Origin of the sequence: Paraburkholderia sp. J67 (genome assembly GCF_905220265.1) — a bacterium.
Taxonomy (GTDB): Bacteria; Pseudomonadota; Gammaproteobacteria; order Burkholderiales; family Burkholderiaceae; genus Paraburkholderia.
Genome location: NZ_CAJMZK010000001.1, coordinates 593397 through 617168, shown reverse-complemented (window position 1 = coordinate 617168; position 23772 = coordinate 593397). Strand labels below are relative to the sequence as shown.

Below are 23772 nucleotides of genomic sequence, written 5' to 3'. Positions count from 1 at the left end.
TGGCAGGTGACTACGATGGAATACGTGCAACTCGGCCGTTCGGGCCTGAAAGTGTCGCGCCTGTGCCTCGGCACGATGAACATGGGCACGCCCGACTGGAAGCCGTGGATCTATAACGAAGAGCAAAGCGAGCCGATCGTGCGCCATGCGCTCGAAGCGGGCGTGAACTTCATCGACCTCGCCGACTTCTACTCGACCGGCGTGGGTGAGGAAGTGGTGGGCCGCATCGTCAAGCGCATCGCGAAGCGCGACGAGCTCGTGCTGACCACCAAGGTCGGCTATCCGATCGGCGGCGGCGTGAACAATCAAGGCCATTCGCGCAAGCACATCATGGACGGCATCGACGGTTCGCTGCGCCGTTTGCAGACCGATTACGTCGATATCTACATGCTGCATTACTTCGACGTGAATACGCCGGTCGAAGAAACGATGGACGCGCTCAACGATATCGTGCGTTCGGGCAAGGCGCGTTATATCGGCGTGTCGACCATGTTTACGTGGCAGTTTGCGAAGATCCTGCAAGCCTGCGAGCGCTATAACTTCGCACGCCCGATCAATATGCAACTGCAACTGAACTGCGCGTATCGCGAGGAAGAGCGCGAGATGGTGCCGTTCTGCCAGGATCAGGGCGTGGGCGTGTCGGTGTTCAGTCCGCTGGCGCGTGGGCTGCTCTCGGGCGACGCGAAATCGGTGCGCAACCAGACCGACTTCTTCACCGGCCAGATGTACGACGATGAAACCTCGCGCAACGTGGCGCGCTCGGTGGCGGAAGTCGCACTGGCGCGTGGCGTGTCGTGCGCGCAGATCGCCCAGGCATGGGTGCTGAATCGTCCGGGCATCACCTCGATGCTGGTGGGCGCGGATACGGTCGCGCAATTCGACAGCGCGCTCGCGGCCCTGGACACGAAGCTCGACGCCGACGAACTCTACGAACTCGACCGCAACTACACGCCGTGCGATGTGATCAACGACTACGTGACCTCGCGCATTCCGCGCGTGGCGCGCGCGGCACGCCGCCTGGAGATCGCAGCATGATCGACGGCCTGAAAGAGACGCGCTTGCTGCGCACGTCGAGTTTCATCGACGGCGAATGGGTCGCGAGCGACGCCACCTTCACGGTAATCGATCCGGCGAGCGGTGCTGCGCTTGCGGAAGTGGCGCGCGCGGGCGCACGTGAAACGCTACAGGCCGTGGCCGCCGCCACGCACGCGTTCCCCGCATGGCGCGACGCCACGGCGGCCGAGCGCGGCGCGAAGGTGCGCCGCTGGGGCGAATTGATGCTCGCGCATCGCGAAGACCTCGCACGCATCATGACGGCGGAGCAGGGCAAGCCCTATGCGGAAGCGCTCGGCGAAGTGGCCTACGCGGCGAGCTTTCTGACGTGGTTCGCCGAAGAAGCGCGGCGGGCCTATGGCGATGTGATTCCCGCGCCGAAGAAAGGCGCGCGCATCGTCGTGACGAAGGAAGCCGTGGGCGTGGTCGGTGCGATCACGCCGTGGAATTTCCCGCTCGCGATGGTGACGCGCAAGGCTGGCCCGGCGCTGGCGGCAGGTTGCACGATGGTGCTCAAGCCGTCCGAGGAAACGCCGCTGAGCGCGTTCGCGCTCGCCGTGCTGGCCGAGGAAGCGGGCATTCCGCGCGGCGTGTTCAACGTAATCTCGGGCGACGCGCCCGCGATCGGCGACACGCTGATGGCCTCGAAGGCCGTGCGCAAGATCTCGTTCACGGGCTCGACGCGGGTGGGCAAGCTGCTCATGCGCGCCGCCGCGGACAGCGTCAAGAAGGTTTCGCTCGAACTGGGCGGCAACGCGCCGTTCATCGTGTTCGACGATGCCGATCTCGACGCCGCCGTGGAAGGCGCGATGGCTTCGAAGTTCCGCAACACGGGCCAGACCTGCGTGTGCGTGAACCGCTTCTACGTGCAAGCGGGCGTCCATGACGCGTTCGTCGAAAAGCTGACGGCGGCGGTGCGGGCGCTGCGGGTGGCCAACGGGATGGACGCGGGCGCGACGCAAGGGCCGCTCATCAACGCGGCGGCGCTGCGCAAGGTGGAGGCGCATGTGAGCGATGCGCGCGAGAAGGGCGGCACGGTCGTGTGTGGCGGCCAACCGCATGCGCTCGGCGGCACGTTCTACGAGCCGACTATCATCACGGGCGCGCATGGCGGCATGATGCTCGCGCATGAAGAGACGTTCGGGCCGGTGGCAGCCGTGTTCCGTTTCGATACGGAAGAAGAGGCCATTCAGGCTGCGAACGATACGGACTTCGGTCTTTCCGCCTACTTCTATGCGCGCGATATCGGTCGCGTGTGGCGCGTGGCCGGTGCGCTGGAAAGCGGCATGGTCGGCATCAACGAAGGGATCATCTCGACCGAGGTGGCGCCGTTCGGCGGTGTGAAGGAGTCGGGCCTCGGGCGCGAAGGGTCGAAGTACGGACTCGATGAGTACCTCGAAACGAAGTACATGATGATGGGTGGGTTGGGGTGAGCTGAGCTTTCTCTGCGCTAATCGCGCGGCTTTGCCGCGCGTTGCCTGGTCTGGGCGGAAGCCGCCACGTGAAAACGTGGCGGTTTTTTTCTTTGCGACGTGTGCTTAGCCTGGTTTCGCCCCTCGCCCGATGCGACCGAATTCGACCGGCACTTTCACATAGGTCAGGTCGACGTCCTCCTGCGCAAGCGCGTCCATCAACTGCCGATGCGCGGTTTCATCGACGGACAGGGTGATGGCGACTGCGATTTTCGGTTTTTTCTGATTCCTTCCGTTGCTGACTTTTCAGACCCTGATGGTCGCGCCGCGTTGAGAGGGCGCGCTACCTCGCAAGAAGGGAAGTGAACCGGAGATCGACTGGTGCCCCAATCAAAACCTGTAGTCAGGACGAACTCGACATCCCATTCAGGCCTTGATGGCTATTTGAGGCCGGTGAAGTTCGACGAACTCTGGTCGGCGTATCCGGACAAGGAGGCGTCATTCGCCGGCCCGGCAAACGGCAAGCCCCCCGCGCACGCGGACAGCCAAGGTGCAATCCGACTCAGCATTACCTTGCACCGTGCAGGCGTCGAGATGAATTCGTTTCGCGGAACGGGGCAGATTCTGGTCGACGGCAAGCGGACTGCGTTGCGTGCGCGAGAGCTGGCGGAGTGGCTGACGTTGCGCCCCATGACGGGACTGGCCGCATTGACCGATATCACGGGCGTGGACTGGCAACGCAGAATCAAGGGCAGGACGGGGATCGTGTACTTTTCGGGCTATGGGTCGCGCAAGACGGGGCGCGTTGGCGGGACCGCCCGGGATCATATCGATCTCTGGAACGGTCACACCCTGACATCGCCTGGTATTCGGGGAAAGCTTGTATCGTTCTTTCGGTTTCGGGTTGGCGTGAAGGCCGCCGGGTACCCGGACCTTGGCAAATCGCGGCAGATCCTTTTCTGGGCACTCAAATGAACCGTGAGCGACGGCCTACGCCTTCACCGCATGCCCGTCGATCAACCAGCTACTGAAGTTACGCACCCGCACGGTCTCCTGCACCTCGGGCCGCACGTCGAGCCAATAGCCCGACGGCCCGTTCACCTCGATCTCGCTCAACTGCACGAGCGTCCCGTTCGCGAGTTCCTGCTCGATCATGTGGCGGTCGGCCACCGCAATGCCCAGGCCAGCCACCGTCGCGTGGATGACCTGATCGAGCGTGCTGAATTCCAGCTCGCCGCGCGGCGCCATCGCCACGTCCAGGGCGGCGGCTTCGAGCCACGCTTCCCACACCAGCAAACGCCGGTCGATATCGAGGATGTAGAGCCAAGGATGCTGCGCCAGGATTTCGCGTAGCGCTTCGGTGTTCGCAGGCGCGCCGCCGAATTCGCGTGCCGAGCCCACCAGCACATGGCGCTCGCGCATCAGCAGCGTGCTTTGCCCGCCCGGCAGCGGCTCCATGCCGAAGCGGATCTGGCAGTCCTCGTTGCGCTCGCTGCCATGCAGCGGCCCGTATTCGTTCGTGATGGAAATGCGCAGATCGGGATGGCGCGTCTGGAAATCGCGCAGGCGCGGCGTGAGCCAGCGTGTGGCGAGTGTGGGCGCGGCGTTCAGGCTCAGCAGGCTATTCGAGGGATCGGCGCGGATCGTGTCGAGCGTGTGGGCGATGCTGTCGAACGCGGCCTGGAGTGTGGGCAGCAGACGCTTGCCCGCCGCGGTGATTTCGAGCCGATGATGATGCCGCATGAAAAGCGGCGTACCCAGGTAATCTTCGAGCAGACGGATCTGGCGGCTGATCGCGCCTTGCGTGACGTGCAGATTCTGCGCCGCCTTGGTGAAGCTGAGAGTCCGGCTGGCTTCTTCGAACGAGCGCAGGGCCGAAAGTGAGGGAAGGCGGCGCATGCTGCAACCTCTTGATGCAATACGTGAGACGGGTCTCGATACGGAAAAACGCCGGCTTGCGCCGGCGTCTCAAACCGCGAACGTCAGAAGGAGTGCGTAATACCCACGCGGCTGACGACCTGATTCTGCGTGCTCGACGGGTTGAAGCCCGTAATCTGGGCGTTTTCCGCCGAGCCCGCCGCGTGCTGGTACGAACCCATCGCGTAGACCGAGGTGCGCTTCGAGATCGCGTACTGCGCAATCAGGTTGACCTGGTGGTACTTCGGCTCGGTGTCGCTGGCGTGATCGCGGCCCATCGTGAAGGTGTAGCCCGCGCCCACGGATACTGCCGGCGTGACCGCATAGGTGCCCGAGACCTCGTAGTTCTGGTAATGGAGGTCGTGGCTGCCGTTACCCGAGGAGAAGTCCACGTTCGAGTAGTTCGCCATCAGCTTGAGGCTGCCCAGCACGTACGATGCGCCCGCCGAGAGAATGCCCTGGTAGCGCGCGTTCGCGAGCGCGTCGCCATAGACGGTGTTGACGTAGCCGCCGCCGCTGCCATAACCGGCCACTGCCGTGATCGGGTTGTTGATGCGCAGGTAGCCCACGCCCGCGCTGAACGAGTTGAGCGTGTAGGCGGCTGCCGCGCTGTACGACGCGTTGTTCGAAAACTGCCCGGCCTGGCCGCCGAACGAATAGTGGCCTTCGAATTGCAGGCCCGCGAACACGGGGCTCACGTACTTGACGGCGTTGTTGACCGGAAACCCGTTGTCCAGGTTGTCCATGTCGTTCGGGTGCGCGAAGTACCAGCCGCCGTAGTTGCCGTTCAGCGAGTACGGCTCGATCAGGTCGACCGTGGCGTCCCACTGCTTGCCGAACGTGACCTGACCGTATTGCTCCGACTTCAGGCCGACATAGGCGTTGCGCGAGAAGGCGAGGCCGCCGCCGGCTGAGCCCGTGGCCGCGTTGAAGCCGCTTTCGAGGCGGAAGATCGCCGAATAGCCGCCGCCCAGGTCTTCCGTGCCGCGCAGACCCCAACGGCTGCCCGCCGGCACGCCGCTCTGCATCTGCACCAGATGGCCGCCGCTGCCCGGCACGAGGTTGCCGTTCGCACCGTTGACGACGTTGTTGGCGTAGTCCACGCCGAGGTCGATGATGCCGTACAGCGTGACACTGCTTTGCGCGTGGGCGCCCATTGCGGCGAGGGCGAGCGGCAGCGCCGCGAGAAGTTTCTTCTTCACTACGAGTCTCCTGTTGCTGGCGCCGCTTGTCACGGCGCTTCCTGCTGGTTGAATGGTTACCTGGTGATGCGAATCAATTCCCTAAGCGACGCTTACGCGCCGAGCGACTTCTGCACCTTGGCCGCCACATCGGCGGGCACCCACGTCTTCCACATTTCCGGGTGGGCCTTGAGGAACTTGAGCGCTTCGGCCTGCGCATCGACCTTGTGTTCGGTCATGTCGAGAATCGTCGTGTCCAGGAAGTCGATCGGGAAGTTCACCTTCGAGAAGAACGTCGCCACGTCCGGCTCGGCCTGATAGAACGGTGTCGATACGCCGATCTTCAGTTGCGAGACGAGATACGACGAAGGGCATTGCTGCGTGCTCTTTTCGTCGCGCAGAGTCTTCCAGCAGGCTTCGTTGAACGGCGGCATCTTCAGTTGCACGAACTTGTATTTCGCCATCAGCGCGGCCGGTTCCCAGTAGTAGGTGAGAATCGGCTTGCCGCGCGCATAGGCGGAGGAAATCGCCGCGTCGAGCGCCGCGCCTGTGCCGGGGCGGAAATTCGTATAGCTGTCGTCGAGCTTGAGCAGCTTCAGCAGGCGCGTGTTCACGCGCTCGCAATCCCAGCCCGAGGGGCAGTTGAGGAAGCGGCCGCGATCCGGTTCCTCGTCGTCGGTGAAGAGGGCCTTGTATTTCGGCAGATCGCTCACCGATTGCAGGTCGGGCGCGCTCGCCTTGATGCCGCGCTTCGGGTCGCCGTGAATCACGTAATCGGGCACGTACCAGCCTTCCTTCGTGCCGCCCGGCAGCGTGTCGCCAACGAGCTTCACCGTGCCGGCCTTCACGGCGTTGGCGATGATTTCCGACCGGCCGGTCCATTGCTCGGACCACACTTGCAGGTCATTGCGGGAGAGCGCGGTTTCGGTGGCGGCGGTGCTGCCCGGCACGGTGTCGGTCTGGCAGCCGTAACCGTTCTTGACGATGTAGCGCAGCACTTCGCTCGTGAAGTTGCCGCTTTCCCACGTCACGCCCGCGAAGTGCACCGGCTTGCCCTGGCTGCACCAGGTGCCTGCCGCGTGCGCGGGCAGGGCGGCAATCGCCAGCGGCGCGGCGAGGCAGGCGGCGCGAAGCAGTTGGCCTATCCGGCTGGTTGCTTTTTTCATTGTCAGTCTCCTTCTGATTAAAATGTTTCGGAATGCTTCATATTACGTACGATCGTTCGCGCGATTCGTTGGGATTGCGCTGACGTCGAGGGGCGTTCAGTCGTAGCGGCTGTCGCTGGCGCGCGTGGCGGCCAGCACGGTTTCATCCAGTTCGATGCCGAGGCCCGGCGCGTCACCCAGGTCGATCCAGCCCTGCGCGTCGGGCTCGATTGCGCGCGTGAGCGGGAAATCGCGGCGCGCGGGCGTCCATTCGGGCGGGTCGTAGGGGAATTCGACGAAGGGCGCGTGAGCCGCGCCCGCCACCACATGCAGATTCGCGGCAAGACCGATGCCGTTGCCCCATGTGTGCGGCGTGAAGATCTTCCCGTTGGCCTCGATCTGCGTGGCGAGGCGGCGCGCGCCTTCCATGCCGAGCGTGCAGACCACATCGGGCTGGTAGACGTCGAGGCATTCGTGCGCGAGCAATGTCGCGAACTCGTGGGCCTCGCGCGTCATCTCGCCGCCCGCGATGAGCACATCCGTGAGATGGCGCAGCCGCGCGTGACCCGCGTAGTCGCCGCGATGCAGCGGCTCTTCCACCCAGTAAGGGCGATAACGTTCGATCTGACGAATGACGGCGAGCGCGTTTTCTACGCGCCACGGCGCCTGGGTGTCCCACGGCATGCGCCAGCCCTGGTTGCAGTCCACCATGATTTCGACGGCGTCGCCCGCGGCTTCGCGCACGGCGGCGAGCGCGGCGATGTCGTCGGCGAGGCTCGCGCGGCCAAAGCGCACCTTGAGGGCCGGGAAGCCGCGTGCGACTGCGTGTTCGGCCCAGCGCGCCATGCCGTCGAGTGGACGATGCACACCCGAGGACGCATAGGCGCGCACCCGGCGCGCGCGGCCGCCGGCCATCTGCCAGCACGGCTGGCCCAGGATCTTGCCCGCCAGATCCCAGAGCGCGACGTCGAGCGGCCACAGACGGCCCGCGTGGAAGCTGAGGTTGTCGAGGATTGCCGAATGGCGCGCGAGATCGAGCGGATCGGCGCCGATAAAGAGATCGCGATAGTCGTCGAAGCCGTACATCGCGTCGCCCGAACCGATGCCGACACGTCCTTCGGTGTCCTCCACACGCACGATGGTCGCGGGGAAGGCGCGGCGCGGACGGCTGTCCCAGGAGGCCGGAAAGGGCGGGTCGAGCGGCAGGCGATGCTGGCTGACCGTGATGCGGGCGATGCGGTTCGTCATGGCGTGTCTGGCGCGGCCCGGTGCGTCTGTCAGACGGTGCGAGCGGCGTTGGTCTCCTTAGCCTGTTCAGGCGTTACGGCATCCTAGAGGTGCAATTTGTGACACTCAATGAAGTCAATTGAAGTAAATGACAGCCTTCAATTCCGCGAAATGGGCGAGATAATGATGCAGCCGTCGTGCGGGGAGCGCGGCGCGTTTCGACCTTCGGGAAAACACCCATGAACGGCTGGTTGCCCACGTTGCCTGCGCTGCCACGCGGCGAGCCCAAATACCGTGCGATCGCTTACGCCTATGCGAACGCGATCAACGGGGGACAGATGCTGCCCGGCGAGAAACTGCCCGCGCATCGTCTGTTGGCTAAAAAGCTCAATGTGACGACCGGCACGGTCAGCCGCGCCTATACGGAACTGGAACGCTGCGGCATGGTGGTGGCGCGCGTGGGCGACGGCACCTATGTGGCCGAACCCGACGCCGATGGCGCGCGTCTGCCCGCGCGCACGCGCCAGGCACCCGAGCCTGGTGAATTGACGACGACGGGGGCGGCAGGCAGCGCGCAGCCGGTTCTAGCCGCCGCGCGCGCAGTCGACCTGGGCCAGAACGTGCCGATGCCGACCGACGAAGCGCTGCTGCTCACGCAGACGCTGCGCGAACTGGCCGCCGACGAACGGCTCGCCGGCGAACTGCTGCTCTATCAGCCCGAGGGCGGCCGCCGCTCGCATCGCGAAGCGGGGGCGCGCTGGCTCGCGCGCATGGGCTGCACGGTGCCGGCCGAACGCGTGCTCGTGACCCAGGGCGCACAGCATGGGCTCGCCTGCGTGCTGCGCGCGGTGCTGCGTCCCGGCGACACGATCTTCGCGGAGGCGCTGAGCTATCCCGGCATCGTCGCGCTCGCGCGGCAACTGCGCCTGAATCTGGTGGGCATCGAAATCGACGAAGAGGGCATCGTGCCCGCTGCGCTCGAACGCGCGTGCGCGTTGCTCGCGCCGCGCGCGCTCTTTTGCGTGCCGACGCTGCACAACCCGACCACGGCGACGCTGTCCGAAGCGCGCCGCGTGGCCATCGCCGACATCGCCGTGCGCCACAACCTCGTGGTGATCGAGGACCTCGTGCCCGCCGCGCTGCTCGATGCGCCGCCCGCGCCGCTGGCCGCGCGTCTGCCCGAACATGGCATCGTCATCAGCAGTCTGTCGAAGGCTGTCGCGCCTGGCTTGCGCGTGGGTTATGTGCAGGCGCCGCAGGATTGGGTCGGCAAGATCCTCGCGGTGATCCGCAGCGATTGCTGGATGACCTCGCCCCTGAGTGCCGAGATCGCGGCGCGCTGGATCGTGAATGGCGAGATCGACCGGCTGGTCGCGCAGCAGCGCGCCTGTGTGGATGCGCGCCAGGCGATCGCCGCGCAGGTGCTCGCGGGCTGGTCTTATCGCACCGATCCGGCCAGTCCGCATCTGTGGCTGCCGCTCGCCGAGCCCTGGCGCGCGGCCGAATTCGCAGCGGCGCTGCGCCAGGCGGGCGTGCTGGCGAAAACGGCGGATAGCTTCGTGATCGGGCGCGGGTCCGCGCCGCACGCGGTGCGTTTGAGCCTGGGCGGCGCGCGCTCGGACGAGGCTTTGCGCGATGCCCTGAACGTTCTGGCGCGCACGCTGCGCAATGGGCCGGAAGGGCTTTATTCGGCGTGATCTAATCGATGCTTGTGGCCGTGACGATGGGGTGTGTTCAATCCGAGGGAGGCAGGCAGACCATGAGCAATGCGAAGGACTCGAAGGGGGCGAAGGACTCGAAGGATTCGAAGAAGAAGGCCGCCGGGGCGAAAAAGCCCAAGGCGAAAACCGGTGCCGAAGCAGGTAAGGCGCGCCGCACGCAGGTGATGGGAGAAGCCTTCGTCGAGCGCGCGATGGGCTCGATGGATGGCTTCACGCGACCGCTTCAGGAATGGCTCAACGAGCACGCGTGGGGCAGCACCTGGCTGCGCGACGGTCTCGATCTCAAGACACGCAGCCTGTGCACCTGCTCGATGCTCGCAGCGCTCGGGCGCAGTACGGAACTCAAGGGACACGTGCGCGGGGCGATCAACAATGGCGCAAGTGTCGTCGAGATTCGCGAGGTGCTGCTGCATTGCGCGATCTACGCTGGCGCGCCCGCTGCGAGCGAGGCGTTTCGTGCTGCGAAGGAAGTGCTGGCGGAGATGGGCGTCGAACTGCCTGAATGACGGACAGGACACGTGCGCGGTGACCAGGCCACCGCGCACGCCAGGCTGAACCCGCTGAACCCGCTTAAGCCGCGACGCCTTCTTCCGCCTCGCTTTGCTGCACGGCGGCGCGGTTATCGAGACCATCGATCGCCACCGGCACGCGCCGCGCAACAGCGCACATCAACTCGTAGCCGATCGTGCCCGACGGCTCGGCCACTTCATCCACCTTGACGTTCTCGCCCCACAGCTCGACGTAGGAGCCGATGCCCGCATTCGGGCAGGGCGTGAGATCGACGGTGAGCATGTCCATCGACACACGGCCGACCACGCGCGTGCGCACGCCATCGACGGCGATGGGCGTGCCGGTCGGCGCATGGCGCGGATAGCCGTCCGCATAGCCGCACGCCACCACGCCGATGCGCATCGGCTGCTCGACCGCATAAGTGCGGCCATAGCCGATGGTTTCCTGCGGCGCGAGCGTCTGCACGCCGATGATGCGGCTCGACAGCGTCATCGCCGCACGCAAGCCTACGTCTTCGATATGACGCGCCGCGCCCGTGGGCGACGCACCGTAGAGGATCGTGCCGGGCCGCACCCAGTCGCGGTGCGCCTTCGGATGCCAGAGCACCGCTGCGGAATTCGACAGCGAGCGCTCGCCGGGGATGCCGTCGGTTGCCGCGTCGAAGCGGTCGAGTTGCCAGTCGACCGCGCCGTCGTCGGCGTTGGCGAAGTGCGTCATCAGGGTGATCGCGCCGATCGTGGGCGTCGCGCGGGCGCGCTCCCAGGCCGCGCGATAGGCGTCGGGGCGGTAACCCAGCCGGTTCATACCCGAGTTCATCTTCAACTGGATGTCGATAGGCTGGGTCGTCTGTGCCGCCGCGAGCAGCGCCAGTTGTTCGTCGCAATGCACGGCGACGGTCAGACGATGCGCGACGACCGTCGCGACATCGGCGGCGTCGAACACGCCTTCGAGCAGCAGGGTCGGCTTGGTCCAGCCAAGTTCGCGCACGCGCACGGCTTCGTCGAGATCGAGCAGCGCGATGCCATCCGCTTCCGCGAGCGCCGGATAGATGCGCTCGATGCCGTGACCATAGGCGTTGGCCTTGACGACGGCCCAGACGCGCGCGCCCGCGGCGCTGCGCGCGGCGAGCTGGAGATTGTGGCGGACGGCTTCGGGATGGATGCGGACGGAAATGGGGCGCGGCATGGGCAATCCTGCGGACGAAGGTTAGCGGGGTTGAACAGTAATTTGTGCAATCGTATTGATTTTCGTCCAGTTATTTTTAATGAATTTGTTTTAGGTTTTGGTTTTATCGACTGCCTTTATACCCGCTGGCGGTTGTGTCACGGAATTTTCGCGGTGTTACGCCGGGAGGCGCTGTTCGTTCGCCGCGTGGCGCAGTGCCTCCAGCACCGTGGCGACGGCGGCGCTGCGCGGCTCGTGGCTCAGCGCGCCAATGGCGGGCGCGATGGTCGTGAGCTTGAGCGGCAATGCGCGCAGTTCGCGCGTCGCGTCGCTGCGGTTCGCGCGCGTGGCCGAGGTCACGAAGAGGCAGGGCATGCGCTGCGCCACGGCGCGATTCGTGTGATGCAAAGCCGACTCCATGAGGATTTGCGGCATTGCGTGGCCCGCTCGCGCAAATTCCGCTTCGAGGGCCACGCGCATGGGCGAGCCCAGCGGCGGCGCGATCCACGGGAAGGCCGCGGCGTCGGGCCAGTCGACGCGGCTGCGCCGATGCAGCGGATGCCGATGACCTGCCACGACCACCACGTCGTCGCGCAGCAGTTCGTCCACATGCAGTCCAGAGGCTAGCGCCGTTGCCTCCAGGCGGCACACCAGCAGATCAAGTTCGCGCCGCTGGGCGAGCGGCAGTAGACGGTCGAGCGTGTCCACGCGCGTATTGAGCTGGATCGGCGTGTCGTGTTCGCGCAGCCACGCGAGCACGCCGGGCAGGAACTGCTCGTCCATGTTGGGCAGTAGCCCGATCGTGAGCGGCTGGGCGAGGCCGTGGCGCAGCGCCTCGAAGGCGGGCTCGATCTCGCGCAGATCGTTGAGGATGCGCGCGATGCAGTCGAGCATAGCCTCGCCGTAGAGCGTGGGCTCGACGCGCCGCGAGGTGCGCTCGAAGAGCTTCAGCCCGAGCGACTCTTCGAGTTCGCGCAGCCACTTGGAGAGCGCGGGTTGCGAGATCGACGCGGCTTCCGCCGTGCGCGCGAAGCTGCGAAAGCGGCCGAGCCATTCGAGCGTCTCGAGGTCGCGCAGGCGCAGACGGCGCAGCGCCACGGGCAGGGCCGCGAGGCGGGCGGCATCGCGCGACGTGGCGGGCTGGGGAGCGGACGGGGAAGCGGACTTCAAGGCAGGCATGGCAGGGCGATTCCATTCATATATCCACGGTTATGGATTATGCGGAATCTTTCATCGAATCCGCTGCCGATCCGCGAATAATAAAAAGCCCGCGAACAAGGCGTGTACGCAACGACGGCACGCCACGCATCAGGAGACAGTCGATGAGAGACACCCCGGAGAACGGCGCTGCCGGCGAGCCTGGCGAAGCGAAGGCCAACAACCACGGCCGCAGGCAATTCCTCAAGGTGGCGGGCGCGGCGGTCGCGACGGCGGGTGTGAGCGCCGCCGCGCCGGTCGTGTCCGTGGCTGCCGAAGCGCCGCGCGCGGCCAGCGCGCCCACGGACGGCGTGCCCGCCTTCCAGCAGGCCGCTGCCGCGCCAGGGCAGGTGCCCGAGGGCTACAACATCCTCTTCATCCTCACCGACCAGGAGCGCCACTTCGACGCGTGGCCGTTCCCCGTGCCGGGCCGCTCGGCGATGCGCCGCGACGGCATCACCTTCGCGAATCATCAGATTGCCTCGTGCGTGTGCTCGCCTTCGCGATCGACCATCTACACGGGGCAGCACACGCAGCACACCGGCGTGCTCGATAACGCGGGCGTGCCGTGGCAGCCCGACATGTCGCCCGATATCCGCACGGTCGGCGACATGATGCGCGATGCGGGCTATTACGCGGCCTATCTCGGCAAGTGGCATTTGAGTTCGAAGCTGCACGAAACGACCAGCCCGTACACGGCGCCCGTGTCCGACTACAACCATACGATCAAGGAATACGGCTTCGACGATTACTTTGGCGTGGGCGATTTGATCGGCATGGTGCGCGGCGGCTACAACTACGACGGCATCACGACCGAATCGGCGGTGAGCTGGATGCGCAACCACGCGCCGCGTCTCGCGAAGGAAGGCAAGCCGTGGTTTCTCGCGGTCAACCTCGTCAATCCGCACGACGTGATGTTCGTGAACACCGATCCGCCCGGCTCGACGCTGCAAGACGCGAACAAGCCGATGCTCGGCAACGCGCATCCGCCTGAGGACGCGCTCTATCAGCAGAAGTGGGACCGCGTGCCGTTGGCTGCGTCGCGTCATCAGCCTTACGACGAACCGGGCCGTCCGCCCGCGCACGGCATGTTCAATGCGGCGCACGCGAATCTCGTGGGCCGTTATCCGTTCACCGACGAGCGGATTCGTGTTTATCAGGACAACTACTTCAATTGCCTGCGCGATTGCGACACGCATGTCGTGCGGCTGCTGCAATCGCTGCAATCGCTGGGTCTCGACGAACGCACCATCGTCGTGATGACTGCCGACCACGGCGACCATGTGGGCGCGCATCAACTCGTGGGCAAGGGCGCGACGGCGTATCAGCCGCAGAATCATGTGCCGTTTGTGATTCGCCATCCCGCGTATCCGGGCGGCAAGCAGTGCAACGCGCTGACCTCGCATATCGACGTCGCGCCGACGCTGCTCGGCCTCACGGGACTCGATCCCGCACGCCGCGCCGCGATTGGCGGTCCCGCGCTCAAGGGGCACGACCTCACGGCATGGCTTGCCGCGCCCGAGAAGGCGCAGACGAATAGCGTGCGCGATACCTCGCTCTTCAACTACGCGATGCTGCTCTATTACGACAGCGAGTGGATGCTCAAGGAATTGAGCACGCTGCGCGAGAAGGGCGTGCCCGAGGACGAACTGCGTCGCCGCGCGTTGGCGCAGCAGCCTGACTTTCGCTTGCGTGGCACGATACGCAGCGTGTTCGACGGGCGTTATCGCTTCACGCGCTATTTCTCGCCACTGCAATTCAATACGCCGACGACGCTGGAAACGCTGTTTGCGCAGAACGATGTCGAGTTATACGACGTGGCGAGCGACCCCGGTGAGATGCGTAATCTGGCAATAGATCGCAAGCGCAACGGCGAGTTGTTGCTGGCGATGAACGACAAGCTCAACAACGCGATCGGCAACGAAGTGGGCGACGACAGCCCCGACGTCATGCCGATTCGCGATGGCAAGGTGCAGGTGCAGTTACGCAGCTTCCATTAAGCCTCGCGGGGCGCGGGGGCGAGTTGCTTGTAGTAGAAGGTGGTCGCGCAGAAGCGGCCATCGGGCATCAGCGCGTAATTGGGCACCGTGCCCGCGCGCTGCCATCCCGCGCGTTCGTAGAGGCGTTCGGCGTCGCCGCCCGTGACCGTGTCGAGCACCAGCACGGTCTTGCCCGCCTGTTGTGCGTGCATGTCGACGGCGTGCATCAGGCGCGCGCCGATGCCTTGCTTGCGCGCGGCGCTCAATACCAGCATCTTGGCGACATCGGCGCGATGCGGCTGGTTTTCAGGCTGCGCCGTGACGATCTGCACGGTGCCGACGATGCGGCCCGATGCGTCTTCGGCGACCAGAAGGATGCGTTCGTTGGCGGCTACGCTATTGGCTATCTGCTGCCAGAACGCGAGCGCCGTTTCGCGCGCGAGCGGCGCCATGAAACTTACGGACGCGCCGTTTTCCACGCAGTCGATCAGTATGTTGGCGAGCGCGTCGAGGCTCGCGGCGGCTTCTTTTGCGCTGAGGCGGCGCACTTCGATTTCGCTCATGCTGCACTCCACTAAGAATTCTGCGCTGCCCGGCTTAGGGCTACGAGGTAACGCGCGGGCTGGCGCGTGGGATTGCGCCACACGATGGGGCAATCGAGCTTCATCGCGAGACAGTCGCCAGTTTCAAGGCGCCAGCGCTGCTCGCCCACCGTGATCTCCATCGTGCCCTCGATGATCCAGACTTGTTGATGAATATCGGTGTCGCGCAGGCTCGTGTCGTAGGCAACGCGCTTGCCCGCTGGGAAGCGCACTTCGACAAGCTGGATGGGTGTCCATAGCTCTGGCGAGAGATTGCGGCGCACATAGCCGGACGCCGGATCGGTCCAGACGGGTTGCGCATCGACGGGCGAATACGGAGACGGCTCGGCGGCGACCGCATGCTCGGGCGGCTCGAACAGCGAGGCGAGCGAAACGCCCAGGGCGGTCGCGAGCTTGTCGAGCACGACGGCGGTGGGGCTGCTCTCGCCCCGCTCGATCAGCGAAATGGTCGAGCGGCTGACGGCGCTGCGTTCGGCCAGCGCTTCGAGCGACCAGCCGCGCGCGTCGCGCAATTCGCGCAGGCGCTGGGCGAGCGCTTGGTGGATGTCCATGTTGTCTAGTTTAATAGATGTCAATTTCCAGTAAACTAGATGCGAGAACCCCGGTTGTCAAACCCGACAAAAATGCAGCGCTGGGTGCCGTCCGCCCCCGCAGCAATTTCTTCCAAGACTTCACCTCCAGCGTGCCGCATGATCGCGCCTTTGCTCGCGCTTTCCGCACGCCATGAACCCCGCAACCAACGGCTTTCTGCTTTCCCTTTCGCTGTGCCTCGACATCGGCATTGCCAACATCGCGATGATGAACCTCGCCATGCAGCGCGGTTACTGGAACGGTTTCTGGCTAGGGCTGGGATCGTGCTTCGGCGACCTGATCTATGCTGTGCTCGCGCTCGCGGGCATGACGGCCTTGCTGCAATTTTCGGCGGTGCGCTGGTGCATGTGGCTGGGCGGCTCGGTCGTGCTGGCGGTGCTGGCCGTGAAGATGATCCGGTCCGCGTTGGCATCGGCGGGTGCGGGTTCGGCCGAGGCATCGCGCGCGGATAAAAGCTCGCCCTTGCAGCACCTGACGAAAGGTGTGTTGCTTGCGCTCTCGTCGCCATCCGCGATTGTGTGGTTCGCGGCGGTGGGCGGTTCGCTGATCGCGCAATCGGGCGTGCGCGGCTGGCAGGCGACGGGCAGTTTTCTCGCAGGATTCTTCGCGGCGGGCGTGGTGTGGACCGTAGCCGTGTGCTTCGCGGCGCGTCAGGGCGGCAAGCGATTCGGCGCGCGTGGGCTGTCGTTCTGCTATTTCGCGTCGGCGGCGCTGTTCGCGTTCTTCGCGTTTCAGGTGGTGACGTCGGGGTATCGGACGCTGATTCTGGGCATGACGTCCTAAGCCCTCGCAAACCGCAGCGGGCTCACGCCCAGCGTCGTGCGAAACGTATTGATGAAGTGGCTCTGATCGTAGAAGCCCAGCGTGAAGGCCACATCCGCAATGGACGATCCCTGGCGCAACAGGCGGCGCGCTTCGATCAGCCGCAACTGCATGTGGTACTTCCCCGGCGACATGCCGACCGCGCCCTTGAACGCGCGGATCAGGTGGAATTTGCTGATGTCGGCGATGCCTGCAAGCTCGTCGAGTTTGACCGGTGCGTCGAGTCGTTCGCGCATGAAGGCCTGCACACTATCGAGCCGGTGCGCGCTCAGGCGGTCGGTATCGGCGTGTAGCGCGCGCGTCGAGCCGTTCGAGAGCAGGGCGGCCGCGAGTTCGGTGAGCGCGATATCGTATTCGAGCGTGTCGGGCTTCGCGTGGGGATTGGTGTTGAGCGTGCGCGCCGCGAGATAAAGCTCGACGATGCGTCGATGCAACGTCGCATCCGCGAATACGCCCTGGCTGATCTCCTGCGCGAACGCGCGTGACGTCCAGCCGTTTTCGCTGGCGATATCGGCAAGCCGTTGCGGTTCCAGGTACAACGAAACAAATTCGCAATCGCCTGTCGAGGGATCGAATTCCGAGGCCTGAATCGCGAACGGGTTATAAACGGTTGCCGTGCCGGCCGGCGAGCTGAAGGTTTTGCCGTCGAGCCAGACGTCCTCGCTGCCGGACAGCGTTGCGCTGATCACATATTCCGCGTGCGTATGGCGAGGAAACTCCGCCGCGCCCGTGGCCAGGATTCGCGCCACTTCCAGCGGGCCGTTGCGATAGAACTCCGTTGTGTTCAACATGAGGTCGCCCGAATGTCGCCAGCAAGGCAACGCACAAGCGGCGACATGGCTGCCGCCGCTTGTGCGAAAGACCGTCAGGCCGCGGCGATCACGTCGATGCGCAGCGCCTCGCCGCCTGCCGCGACTTCCAGCAGACGATCGACGTTCGGGTGGGCACCCGGACGATTGCGTGCGTCAGCGGTGTGTTCGGCGAACACGGCGAGGCCGTGCTCGGCCGCCTTCGCGTCGAGCGTGCCGAAGGCCTGCTTCAGGTAGTGATAGACAGCCAGCGAGCCTTGCTTGCCCGGCTTGTTCTCGATCGTCGAGACCACCGCGCCCTGGCCGTTCACCAGGTCGATGCGCTCAATGCCGTCGATCGAAGGCAGTTGCGCGAGGTTGTCCTTGAATACGTTGCCCGCTTGAATCATCTCTGAAAATACTCCGTTGGTTCCGTGGTGGGCCGTATCTTAGCCGATTCGCCTGGCCGATCGGCGCGGCGATTCAGGGCTGCGCCTGCGGCGGCGCTTTGTCGAGCCCTTCGAGGATTGCATACGCCGCGCTCACACGCGCCTCGTTCGGATATGACTTGTTCGCGAGGATCACCACGCCTATGCGCCGCGCGGGCACATAGGCGACGTAGGCAGAAAAGCCGTTGGTCGAGCCGGTCTTGTTGATCAGCGCGTCGGCCTGCGGCACGAGCGGCGGCGTGAGCTTGTGGGCCGGCGTCGGTTTGAGAATGACTTCGAGGTTATTGCCGCGCTGGAGCGTGTCGAGCGTCACCGGCCACGGGTACTGCTCCCAGACGAGATCCTGCGTGAAGGCGCCCGCCGTGTAATAGCCCGTGTGCGTGCAGGCGATGGCGCGTTGCCAGGCGGCGTCGGGCGGTGCGATGCCCATGTTGGCGTCGAGATAGCGCACGAGGTCGGTGGTGGTCGTGCGCAGGCCGTAGGCCGCGTCGGCGAAGACACCGGGGCTCATGCGTTTGGGCGTGTCCGTCTTGTCGTAGCCCTGCGCGTAGTGCGCCAGGCTTGCGGGCGGCACGTCGAGCCACGTGTGCGTCATGCCGAAGGCGGGCAGCAATTGCCGCTGGATGGCTTCGCGCAACGGCACGCCCAGGCTCTGCGCGGTCGCCTCGCCCAGCAGGCCGATGCCGAGATTCGAGTAGACGCGCTGGGTGCCCGCCGGGCTGGCGGGCTGCCAGGCGCGCAGCCAGGCGGTCATCTGCGTGTCGTTGGTGACGCCGTCTGGCACGAAGAGCGGCAGGCCGGACGTGTGGGTGCCAAGGTTCAGCACGCTTACATGGTCGAACGCACTACCGCGCAGCGCGCCTACGTAATCGGTCGCGGGTGCTGCGAACGAGAGCTTGCCTTGTGTCTGCGCATAGCAGGCCAGCGTGGCAGTCACGGTTTTGGTGACAGAGCCGATTTCGAACAGCGTGTCGTTATCGACGCGCGCGCCCGTGGCCTTTGACGCCACGCCGTAGTTATAGAACGCGTGCTTGCCGTCCACGGTGATGGCGACTGCGACGCCCGGGATGCCGTATTTCGCCTGCAGAGGCGCAATTGCGGTATCGACGGCGGCTTTGACATCGGCTTGTACGGCGTGCGCGTTCGCCGTCGCTAACGTCAGAGCCATCAAAATCGCTTTTGTCTTGAAATTCATTTTTCTCAATCGGGTTGCATGGGTTGGGGAGGATGCGGCCCGCTTCATCGGCGTTCTATCCTGCCGCGCCAAGCATTCTCTGGCGTTGCCGCCCCGCCCACAAGCGACGATAATTTGCCTCACCCGATAGAAAAACTTATGGATCGTCCATGCGTCCCAATGTGCCCCTGCACGCGCTGCGCGCCTTCGAGGCTTCCGCGCGCCATCTGAGTTTCACGCGTGCGGGCCTCGAACTCAAAGTCACTCAAGCCGCCGTGAGCCAGCAGGTTCGCATGCTCGAAGACTGGCTTGGCGTGCCGTTGTTCCGGCGTCTGCCGCGCGGCCTCGGCATGACCGACGAGGCGCGGGCGCTGCTGCCGGTGCTCAGCGACGCGTTCGGCCGTATCGAGAACGTGCTCAAGCAGTTCGAAGGCGGCCGCCTGCACGAGGTGCTCACGGTCGGCGTGGTGGGGACGTTCGCGATCGGCTGGCTGATGCCGCGTCTCAAGGCGTTTCGCGAGGCGCATCCGTTCGTCGAATTGCGCCTGCTCACGAACAACAATCTCGTCGATCTGGCGGGCGAGGGGCTGGATTTCGCGATCCGCTTTGGCGACGGCAAATGGCCGGCCACGCAGAACACGCATCTACTCGACGCGCCGCTCGCGGTGTTGTGCGCGCCGGAGATCGCGCAGCGTTTGCGCGCGCCGGCAGATCTCGCGAAGGAGACGCTGCTGCGCTCCTATCGCACCGACGAATGGTTGCGGTGGTTCAGCGCTGCGGGCATCGACGCGTGGACGGTGAGCGGGCCGATCTTCGATTCGTCGCGGCTGATGGCCGAGGCGGCCATGCAGGGTGCGGGCGTGGCGCTCGCGCCGGCGCGCATGTTCGCGCGCGAGTTGCAGGCGGGGCTGTTGATGCGGCCCTTCGACATCGAGGTGCCGACGGGGAGTTACTGGCTCACGTCCTTGCAGTCGCGAGCCATGACGCCTGCGATGCGGCTGTTCGAGGCGTGGATCGTCAAAGAAGCCGCATCCTGACGCTACGCGCCGTCACAGCACGTTCAACATCGACAGCGCCGTCTCCTGCAAATGCGGCAGCACGCGTTGCACGGCCGCCTCCGCGCTTTCAGTGCCGATCGACATGTTGGTGCTCAGCGCGGCGATCACTTCGCCGCTGCGGTTGCGCAACGGCACCGCCACGCCCCGCACGCCTACCTGCAATTGCTGCTCGATGAGCGCATAGCCATCGGCGCGCGCGCGCACGATTTTCTCGCGTAGCCGCGTCGCGCTCGTGAGCGTGTGCGGCGTGAAGGGTGCGAGCTCAACGGTATCCAGCCACGCGGAAACCGCCTGCTGATCTTCCTGGTAGGCAAGCAGCACGACGCCCGGCGAGATCAGCGGCGCGGGCACGCGTGCGCCTAGCACGAAGCCCGTCGTCATCACGCGCGAGACGCCGTTGCGCGCGATCACCACGAGGTCCCAGCCGTCGAGCACGCTCACATAGGCCGATTCGTTGAGCGTCGCGCTCAGTTGCTGGAGATAGGGCTGCACCGTGCGCGGCAGGCGCGCGGAATCGAAATACGACCAGCCCACGCGCAGCACGCGCGGCGTGAGGCCGAACAGGCGCCCATCGGTATGCACGTAGCCGAGCGATTCGAGCGTGAGCAGATAGCGCCGCGCGGCCGTGCGCGAGAGGCCGGTGCGCTCGGCGGCCTGGGTCGCGGTCATGCGCGCGTGCTGGCTGTCGAAGGCTTCGAGAATCGCCAGGCCTTTTTCGAGGCCGGCGATCCAGTCGCGCTTGTCGAGGGTCGTCGTCGTTTTCATGTCGGCGGAAATAGCGTGGCGTTTTGGCGCATCAGCGAATCAACGCAAAAGGCCGGGCATGTGCCCGGCCTCGTTGCCATCTGCAAAAGCGTGCGTCGTGCTCAGGCCTTGGCGGGCTTCATGCGCGCGGCGACGATCAGCGAGATCAGGCAGCCAACGGCCAGATACGCCGCCACCAGATGCCACGATCCGCTGCCCACGCCCACCAGCGCCACGGCGATGAACGGGGTGAAACCGCCGCCCACGACGCTGGCGAACTGGTAGCCCACGCCCGCGCCGCTGTAGCGATATTCGGCGCCGAACAGTTCGGTGAAGAGCGGTTGCTGCACGCTCACCACCATGTCGTGCGCGAGGTTGGCGAGCGCCACCGAGAAGATCACGATCCAGAACGTCGAGCGCGCTTCGAGGGCGAGGAAGAACGGCACCGCGCTGGCGAGACCGATCACCGCGCCGATCAGGTAGATGCGGCGCAGGCCAAGGTGGTCGGCGAGCCAGGCGAAGCAGGGAATCGTCACGCACGAGAGCGCGCCGACGAACAGGCCGATGCCGAGGAACAGATCGCGCGAGAGGCCCAGGTTGGTCGTCGAGTAGCTCAGCGCGAAGGCGGTCACGATGTACATCGTGAAGAGTTCGGCCAGACGCAGCGCGATGATGTAGAGGAAGGCCTTCGGATGACGCGTGAGCGCTTCGAGCACCGGCATCTTGAGCTTGCGATGGCCGTGCTCGACCTTCTCGACGAATTCCTTCGACTCGTCCATGCTGGAACGCACCCACAGGCCGATCAGCACCAGCACGATGCTGAACACGAAGGGCAGGCGCCAGCCCCACGAACGGAAGGCCGTTTCGCCGAGCAGGTGGCTCAGCAGCGCGACGATGCCGGTCGCGAGCACGAGACCCACGCCATAGCCCACCTGTACGCCGCTGCTATAGAACGCTTTCTTGCCCTTGGGCGCGCTTTCCACGGCCATGAGCGCCGCGCCGCCCCATTCGCCGCCCACGGCGAAGCCCTGGATCGCGCGCATCAGCACGAGCAGCACGGGCGCCCACCAGCCGATCGTGGCGAAGGTGGGCAACAGGCCGATGGCGACGGTCGACAGACCCATCAGCATGACGGTGAGCACGAGCATGCGCTTGCGCCCGAGGCGGTCGCCATAGTGGCCGAACACCACGCCGCCGAGCGGGCGGAACAGGAAGCCCACGCCAAACGTGGCGAAGGCCGCGAGCGTGCCCATGTTCTTGCCGATGGCGGGGAAGAATTCCGCGTTGAAGACCAGTGCGGCAACGATGCCGTAGAGCAGAAAGTCGTACCAGTCGACGACGGCGCCAACGAAGCTGCCCAGGGCGGCTTTCTTCGCCTGGCTGCGTGCGTGGCTGGCATTGGCCGGCTCGGCCGCGCCCGTGGATTCGAGGGTAGGGGTCATGAGATGTCTCCAGTCCCAGCAGCGTTTTTGTCTGCCTGGTGTGATGCCTGCCGGTGGTTCGGCAGCGGTGAAACGGAGCATAGGGCCGCGTGCGCCCCGGATCAATGCGTACAACGCGCGAAATGCGCGATTATCGCCCATAAGTGTGCGATTATCGAACGCTTTGAGGGTTAGCACGGAGGTGGTTGCGGCCGAATCGGCCGGGCCACCTTTGGCGTGGTGTACGAATTGGTTAAAATTGGCGCGCCGCAGCGGGGTGCGGTTCGGGGTGTCGTCATGCTGCGCTGGGGCTTGCGCCGCGCGCGTTCTGCACGCACTCTCTAGCTGTTCCCGCTGCTTCGTTCGATTGATTTAATTCGACGCTTCATAGTCTGCTTCATCGTCTGGTATCAGGAGCCTCCCGCATGTCGTCCAACCCCATTTCCGGTGCACCGGAGCAGCTCAATCCGCTCGGCATGGCCGGGCTCGAGTTCGTCGAATTCGCGGCGCCCGAGCCCGCGGCGCTGGCGGCGCAGCTCGTGCAACTGGGGTTCAAGGCCATTGCGCGCCACATCAGCAAGGACGTGACGCTCTGGCGTCAGGGCCAGATGAATTTTCTCGTCAATGCCGAACCCGACTCGTTCGCCGCGCGCTACGCCGAGGAATACGGCATGGGCGTCTGCGCGATCGGCGTGCGCGTGGAGAACGCGCGGCGCGCGTTCGAGCATGCGCTGCGGCTGGGCGCGTGGGCCTATGAGGGCGAGCGCGTGGGCGCGGGCGAACTGCGCATTCCCGCCATTCAGGGCATTGGCGACTCGCATATCTATTTTGTCGACCGCTGGCGCGGGCGCGGCGGCCAGCGCGGCGGCGTGGGCGATATTTCGATCTTCGACATCGACTTTCGCCCCATCGAACTGGCCACGGCGCAAGCCGATCTCGAACACAGCGGCACCGGTCTGCAGCGTGTCGATCACCTCACGCAGACGGTGGGCGCGGGACGCATTGGCGAATGGCTCGACTTCTATCGCGACCTGCTGCATTTCCGCGAGATCCACGAGATCAATGCGAACTGGCACGTCGCGCAGGAGTCGCGCGTGATGGTCTCGCCGGACGGCGAGATCCGCATTCCGGTCTACGAGGAAGGCACGCATCGCACCGAACTCATGCACGACTATCTGCCCGATCATCCGGGCGAGGGCGTGCAGCATATCGCGCTCGCGACCGACGATATCGTGCCCTGCGTCGATGCGCTGATGGCGAACGGCGTCGAATTCGTCGTGCCGCCCGCCGCTTACTACGATTCGGTCGATGCGCGCCTGCCGGGGCATGGCGTCGATCTGGAGGCGCTGCGCAAGCGCCATATCCTGATCGACGGCGAGATCGGCGCGGACGGCGTGCCGCGCCTGTTCTTCCAGACTTTCGTGAAGCGTCGCGCGGGCGAGATCTTTTTCGAGGTGGTGCAGCGTAGCGGCCATCATGGCTTCGGCGAGGGCAATCTCGACGTGCTCGCGAAGGCGCGCGCGGCGCAGGGCAGCTAGGCGCGCGCCGCCGGTCGTGAGGATCTGCCATGCGCTTGCATGGCGTAGTGTGTGTGGCCTGGCGCACGGATGCCACGCG

At 65.3% G+C, this 23772-nt stretch carries 22 protein-coding genes; 9 read left to right on the top strand and 13 right to left on the bottom strand.

All coding sequences use genetic code 11. The features are described 5' to 3' along the window. Positions 1 to 15 precede the first annotated feature (15 nt). The 3 genes from U5782_RS02625 (at position 16) to U5782_RS02615 (ending at position 3440) form a co-directional block, all read left to right on the top strand. Positions 16 to 1035, top strand: coding sequence for an aldo/keto reductase (locus tag U5782_RS02625; RefSeq protein WP_322042304.1), 1020 nt, complete (start codon positions 16 to 18; stop codon positions 1033 to 1035). Beyond that, positions 1032 to 2486, top strand: a complete 1455-nt coding sequence (locus tag U5782_RS02620; RefSeq protein ID WP_322042303.1) for an NAD-dependent succinate-semialdehyde dehydrogenase — start codon at positions 1032 to 1034, stop codon at positions 2484 to 2486. The genes U5782_RS02625 and U5782_RS02620 overlap by 4 nt, the downstream gene beginning before the upstream one ends. Before the next feature lie 432 nt (positions 2487 to 2918). Beyond that, a complete protein-coding gene (locus U5782_RS02615) occupies positions 2919 to 3440 on the top strand; it encodes a T6SS effector amidase Tae4 family protein (RefSeq protein ID WP_322042302.1) in 522 nt (173 codons plus the stop codon). A 15-nt stretch (positions 3441 to 3455) separates the two neighbouring features. Here the strand turns inward: U5782_RS02615 and U5782_RS02610 are convergent, their stop codons facing one another. The 4 genes from U5782_RS02610 to U5782_RS02595 all read right to left on the bottom strand — a co-directional run bounded on the left by U5782_RS02610 (position 3456) and on the right by U5782_RS02595 (position 7956). After that, positions 3456 to 4364: a LysR substrate-binding domain-containing protein gene (locus U5782_RS02610; protein ID WP_322042301.1), complete on the bottom strand. Its 909-nt coding sequence runs from the start codon at positions 4362 to 4364 to the stop codon at positions 3456 to 3458. Positions 4365 to 4447: 83 nt separating this feature from the next. Continuing rightward, positions 4448 to 5584: a porin gene (locus U5782_RS02605; protein ID WP_322042300.1), complete on the bottom strand. Its 1137-nt coding sequence runs from the start codon at positions 5582 to 5584 to the stop codon at positions 4448 to 4450. Between the two features lie 92 nt (positions 5585 to 5676). After that, positions 5677 to 6729: an ABC transporter substrate-binding protein gene (locus tag U5782_RS02600; protein ID WP_322042299.1), complete on the bottom strand. Its 1053-nt coding sequence runs from the start codon at positions 6727 to 6729 to the stop codon at positions 5677 to 5679. Positions 6730 to 6825: 96 nt separating this feature from the next. Continuing rightward, positions 6826 to 7956 carry a mandelate racemase/muconate lactonizing enzyme family protein gene (locus U5782_RS02595; RefSeq protein ID WP_322042298.1) on the bottom strand — a complete coding sequence of 377 codons (1131 nt, stop codon included), beginning with the start codon at positions 7954 to 7956 and terminating at the stop codon, positions 6826 to 6828. 218 nt (positions 7957 to 8174) lie between these two features. Between U5782_RS02595 and U5782_RS02590 the strand changes: the two genes are divergently transcribed. Continuing rightward, the gene (locus tag U5782_RS02590; protein WP_322042297.1) at positions 8175 to 9632 is read left to right on the top strand and encodes a PLP-dependent aminotransferase family protein; all 1458 of its coding nucleotides are present in this window, start codon (positions 8175 to 8177) and stop codon (positions 9630 to 9632) included. Between the two features lie 188 nt (positions 9633 to 9820). Beyond that, positions 9821 to 10162 (top strand): carboxymuconolactone decarboxylase family protein, encoded by a 342-nt coding sequence (locus U5782_RS02585; protein ID WP_322042531.1) that lies wholly within the window; start codon positions 9821 to 9823, stop codon positions 10160 to 10162. A 64-nt stretch (positions 10163 to 10226) separates the two neighbouring features. Here the strand turns inward: U5782_RS02585 and alr are convergent, their stop codons facing one another. Together alr and U5782_RS02575 are read right to left on the bottom strand one after the other, a co-directional pair. Continuing rightward, the gene (alr, locus tag U5782_RS02580) at positions 10227 to 11351 is read right to left on the bottom strand and encodes an alanine racemase (RefSeq protein WP_322042296.1); all 1125 of its coding nucleotides are present in this window, start codon (positions 11349 to 11351) and stop codon (positions 10227 to 10229) included. A gap of 156 nt (positions 11352 to 11507) precedes the next feature. Continuing rightward, complete coding sequence (locus U5782_RS02575) at positions 11508 to 12509, bottom strand: LysR family transcriptional regulator (RefSeq protein WP_322042295.1); 1002 nt, start codon at positions 12507 to 12509, stop codon at positions 11508 to 11510. Between the two features lie 143 nt (positions 12510 to 12652). Here U5782_RS02575 and U5782_RS02570 point away from each other — a divergent pair, with 143 nt between their 5' ends. Beyond that, positions 12653 to 14527, top strand: coding sequence for a sulfatase-like hydrolase/transferase (locus U5782_RS02570; protein WP_322042294.1), 1875 nt, complete (start codon positions 12653 to 12655; stop codon positions 14525 to 14527). Here U5782_RS02570 and U5782_RS02565 read toward each other — a convergent pair. Both U5782_RS02565 and U5782_RS02560 read right to left on the bottom strand, forming a co-directional pair. Next, complete coding sequence (locus tag U5782_RS02565) at positions 14524 to 15069, bottom strand: GNAT family N-acetyltransferase (RefSeq protein ID WP_322042293.1); 546 nt, start codon at positions 15067 to 15069, stop codon at positions 14524 to 14526. The two genes, U5782_RS02570 and U5782_RS02565, sit on opposite strands and share 4 nt — an antisense overlap. Positions 15070 to 15080: 11 nt before the next feature. Beyond that, the gene (locus U5782_RS02560; protein ID WP_322042292.1) at positions 15081 to 15659 is read right to left on the bottom strand and encodes an XRE family transcriptional regulator; all 579 of its coding nucleotides are present in this window, start codon (positions 15657 to 15659) and stop codon (positions 15081 to 15083) included. A 172-nt stretch (positions 15660 to 15831) separates the two neighbouring features. On the opposite strand from U5782_RS02560, the gene U5782_RS02555 reads away from it, so the two are divergent. Beyond that, complete coding sequence (locus U5782_RS02555; protein WP_322042291.1) at positions 15832 to 16482, top strand: LysE family translocator; 651 nt, start codon at positions 15832 to 15834, stop codon at positions 16480 to 16482. Here the strand turns inward: U5782_RS02555 and U5782_RS02550 are convergent. The 3 genes from U5782_RS02550 to ampC all read right to left on the bottom strand — a co-directional run bounded on the left by U5782_RS02550 (position 16479) and on the right by ampC (position 18962). Further along, entirely contained in the window at positions 16479 to 17312 is an 834-nt protein-coding gene (locus tag U5782_RS02550; protein WP_322042290.1) for an AraC family transcriptional regulator, read from the bottom strand. The genes U5782_RS02555 and U5782_RS02550 overlap by 4 nt on opposite strands. Positions 17313 to 17386: 74 nt before the next feature. Further along, a complete protein-coding gene (locus tag U5782_RS02545; protein ID WP_322042289.1) occupies positions 17387 to 17719 on the bottom strand; it encodes a DUF2322 family protein in 333 nt (110 codons plus the stop codon). A gap of 73 nt (positions 17720 to 17792) precedes the next feature. Next, positions 17793 to 18962 carry a class C beta-lactamase gene (gene ampC / locus U5782_RS02540; RefSeq protein WP_415914227.1) on the bottom strand — a complete coding sequence of 390 codons (1170 nt, stop codon included), beginning with the start codon at positions 18960 to 18962 and terminating at the stop codon, positions 17793 to 17795. A gap of 140 nt (positions 18963 to 19102) precedes the next feature. Between ampC and U5782_RS02535 the strand changes: the two genes are divergently transcribed. Then, positions 19103 to 19969 carry a LysR family transcriptional regulator gene (locus tag U5782_RS02535; RefSeq protein WP_322042287.1) on the top strand — a complete coding sequence of 289 codons (867 nt, stop codon included), beginning with the start codon at positions 19103 to 19105 and terminating at the stop codon, positions 19967 to 19969. Positions 19970 to 19981: 12 nt separating this feature from the next. Here the strand turns inward: U5782_RS02535 and U5782_RS02530 are convergent, their stop codons facing one another. Both U5782_RS02530 and shiA read right to left on the bottom strand, forming a co-directional pair. Beyond that, positions 19982 to 20755: an IclR family transcriptional regulator domain-containing protein gene (locus U5782_RS02530; RefSeq protein ID WP_322042286.1), complete on the bottom strand. Its 774-nt coding sequence runs from the start codon at positions 20753 to 20755 to the stop codon at positions 19982 to 19984. 101 nt (positions 20756 to 20856) lie between these two features. Beyond that, positions 20857 to 22176: a shikimate transporter gene (shiA, locus tag U5782_RS02525; protein WP_322042285.1), complete on the bottom strand. Its 1320-nt coding sequence runs from the start codon at positions 22174 to 22176 to the stop codon at positions 20857 to 20859. 404 nt (positions 22177 to 22580) lie between these two features. On the opposite strand from shiA, the gene U5782_RS02520 reads away from it, so the two are divergent. After that, the gene (locus tag U5782_RS02520; protein ID WP_322042284.1) at positions 22581 to 23693 is read left to right on the top strand and encodes a 4-hydroxyphenylpyruvate dioxygenase family protein; all 1113 of its coding nucleotides are present in this window, start codon (positions 22581 to 22583) and stop codon (positions 23691 to 23693) included. The last annotated feature ends 79 nt before the right edge of the window (positions 23694 to 23772 follow it).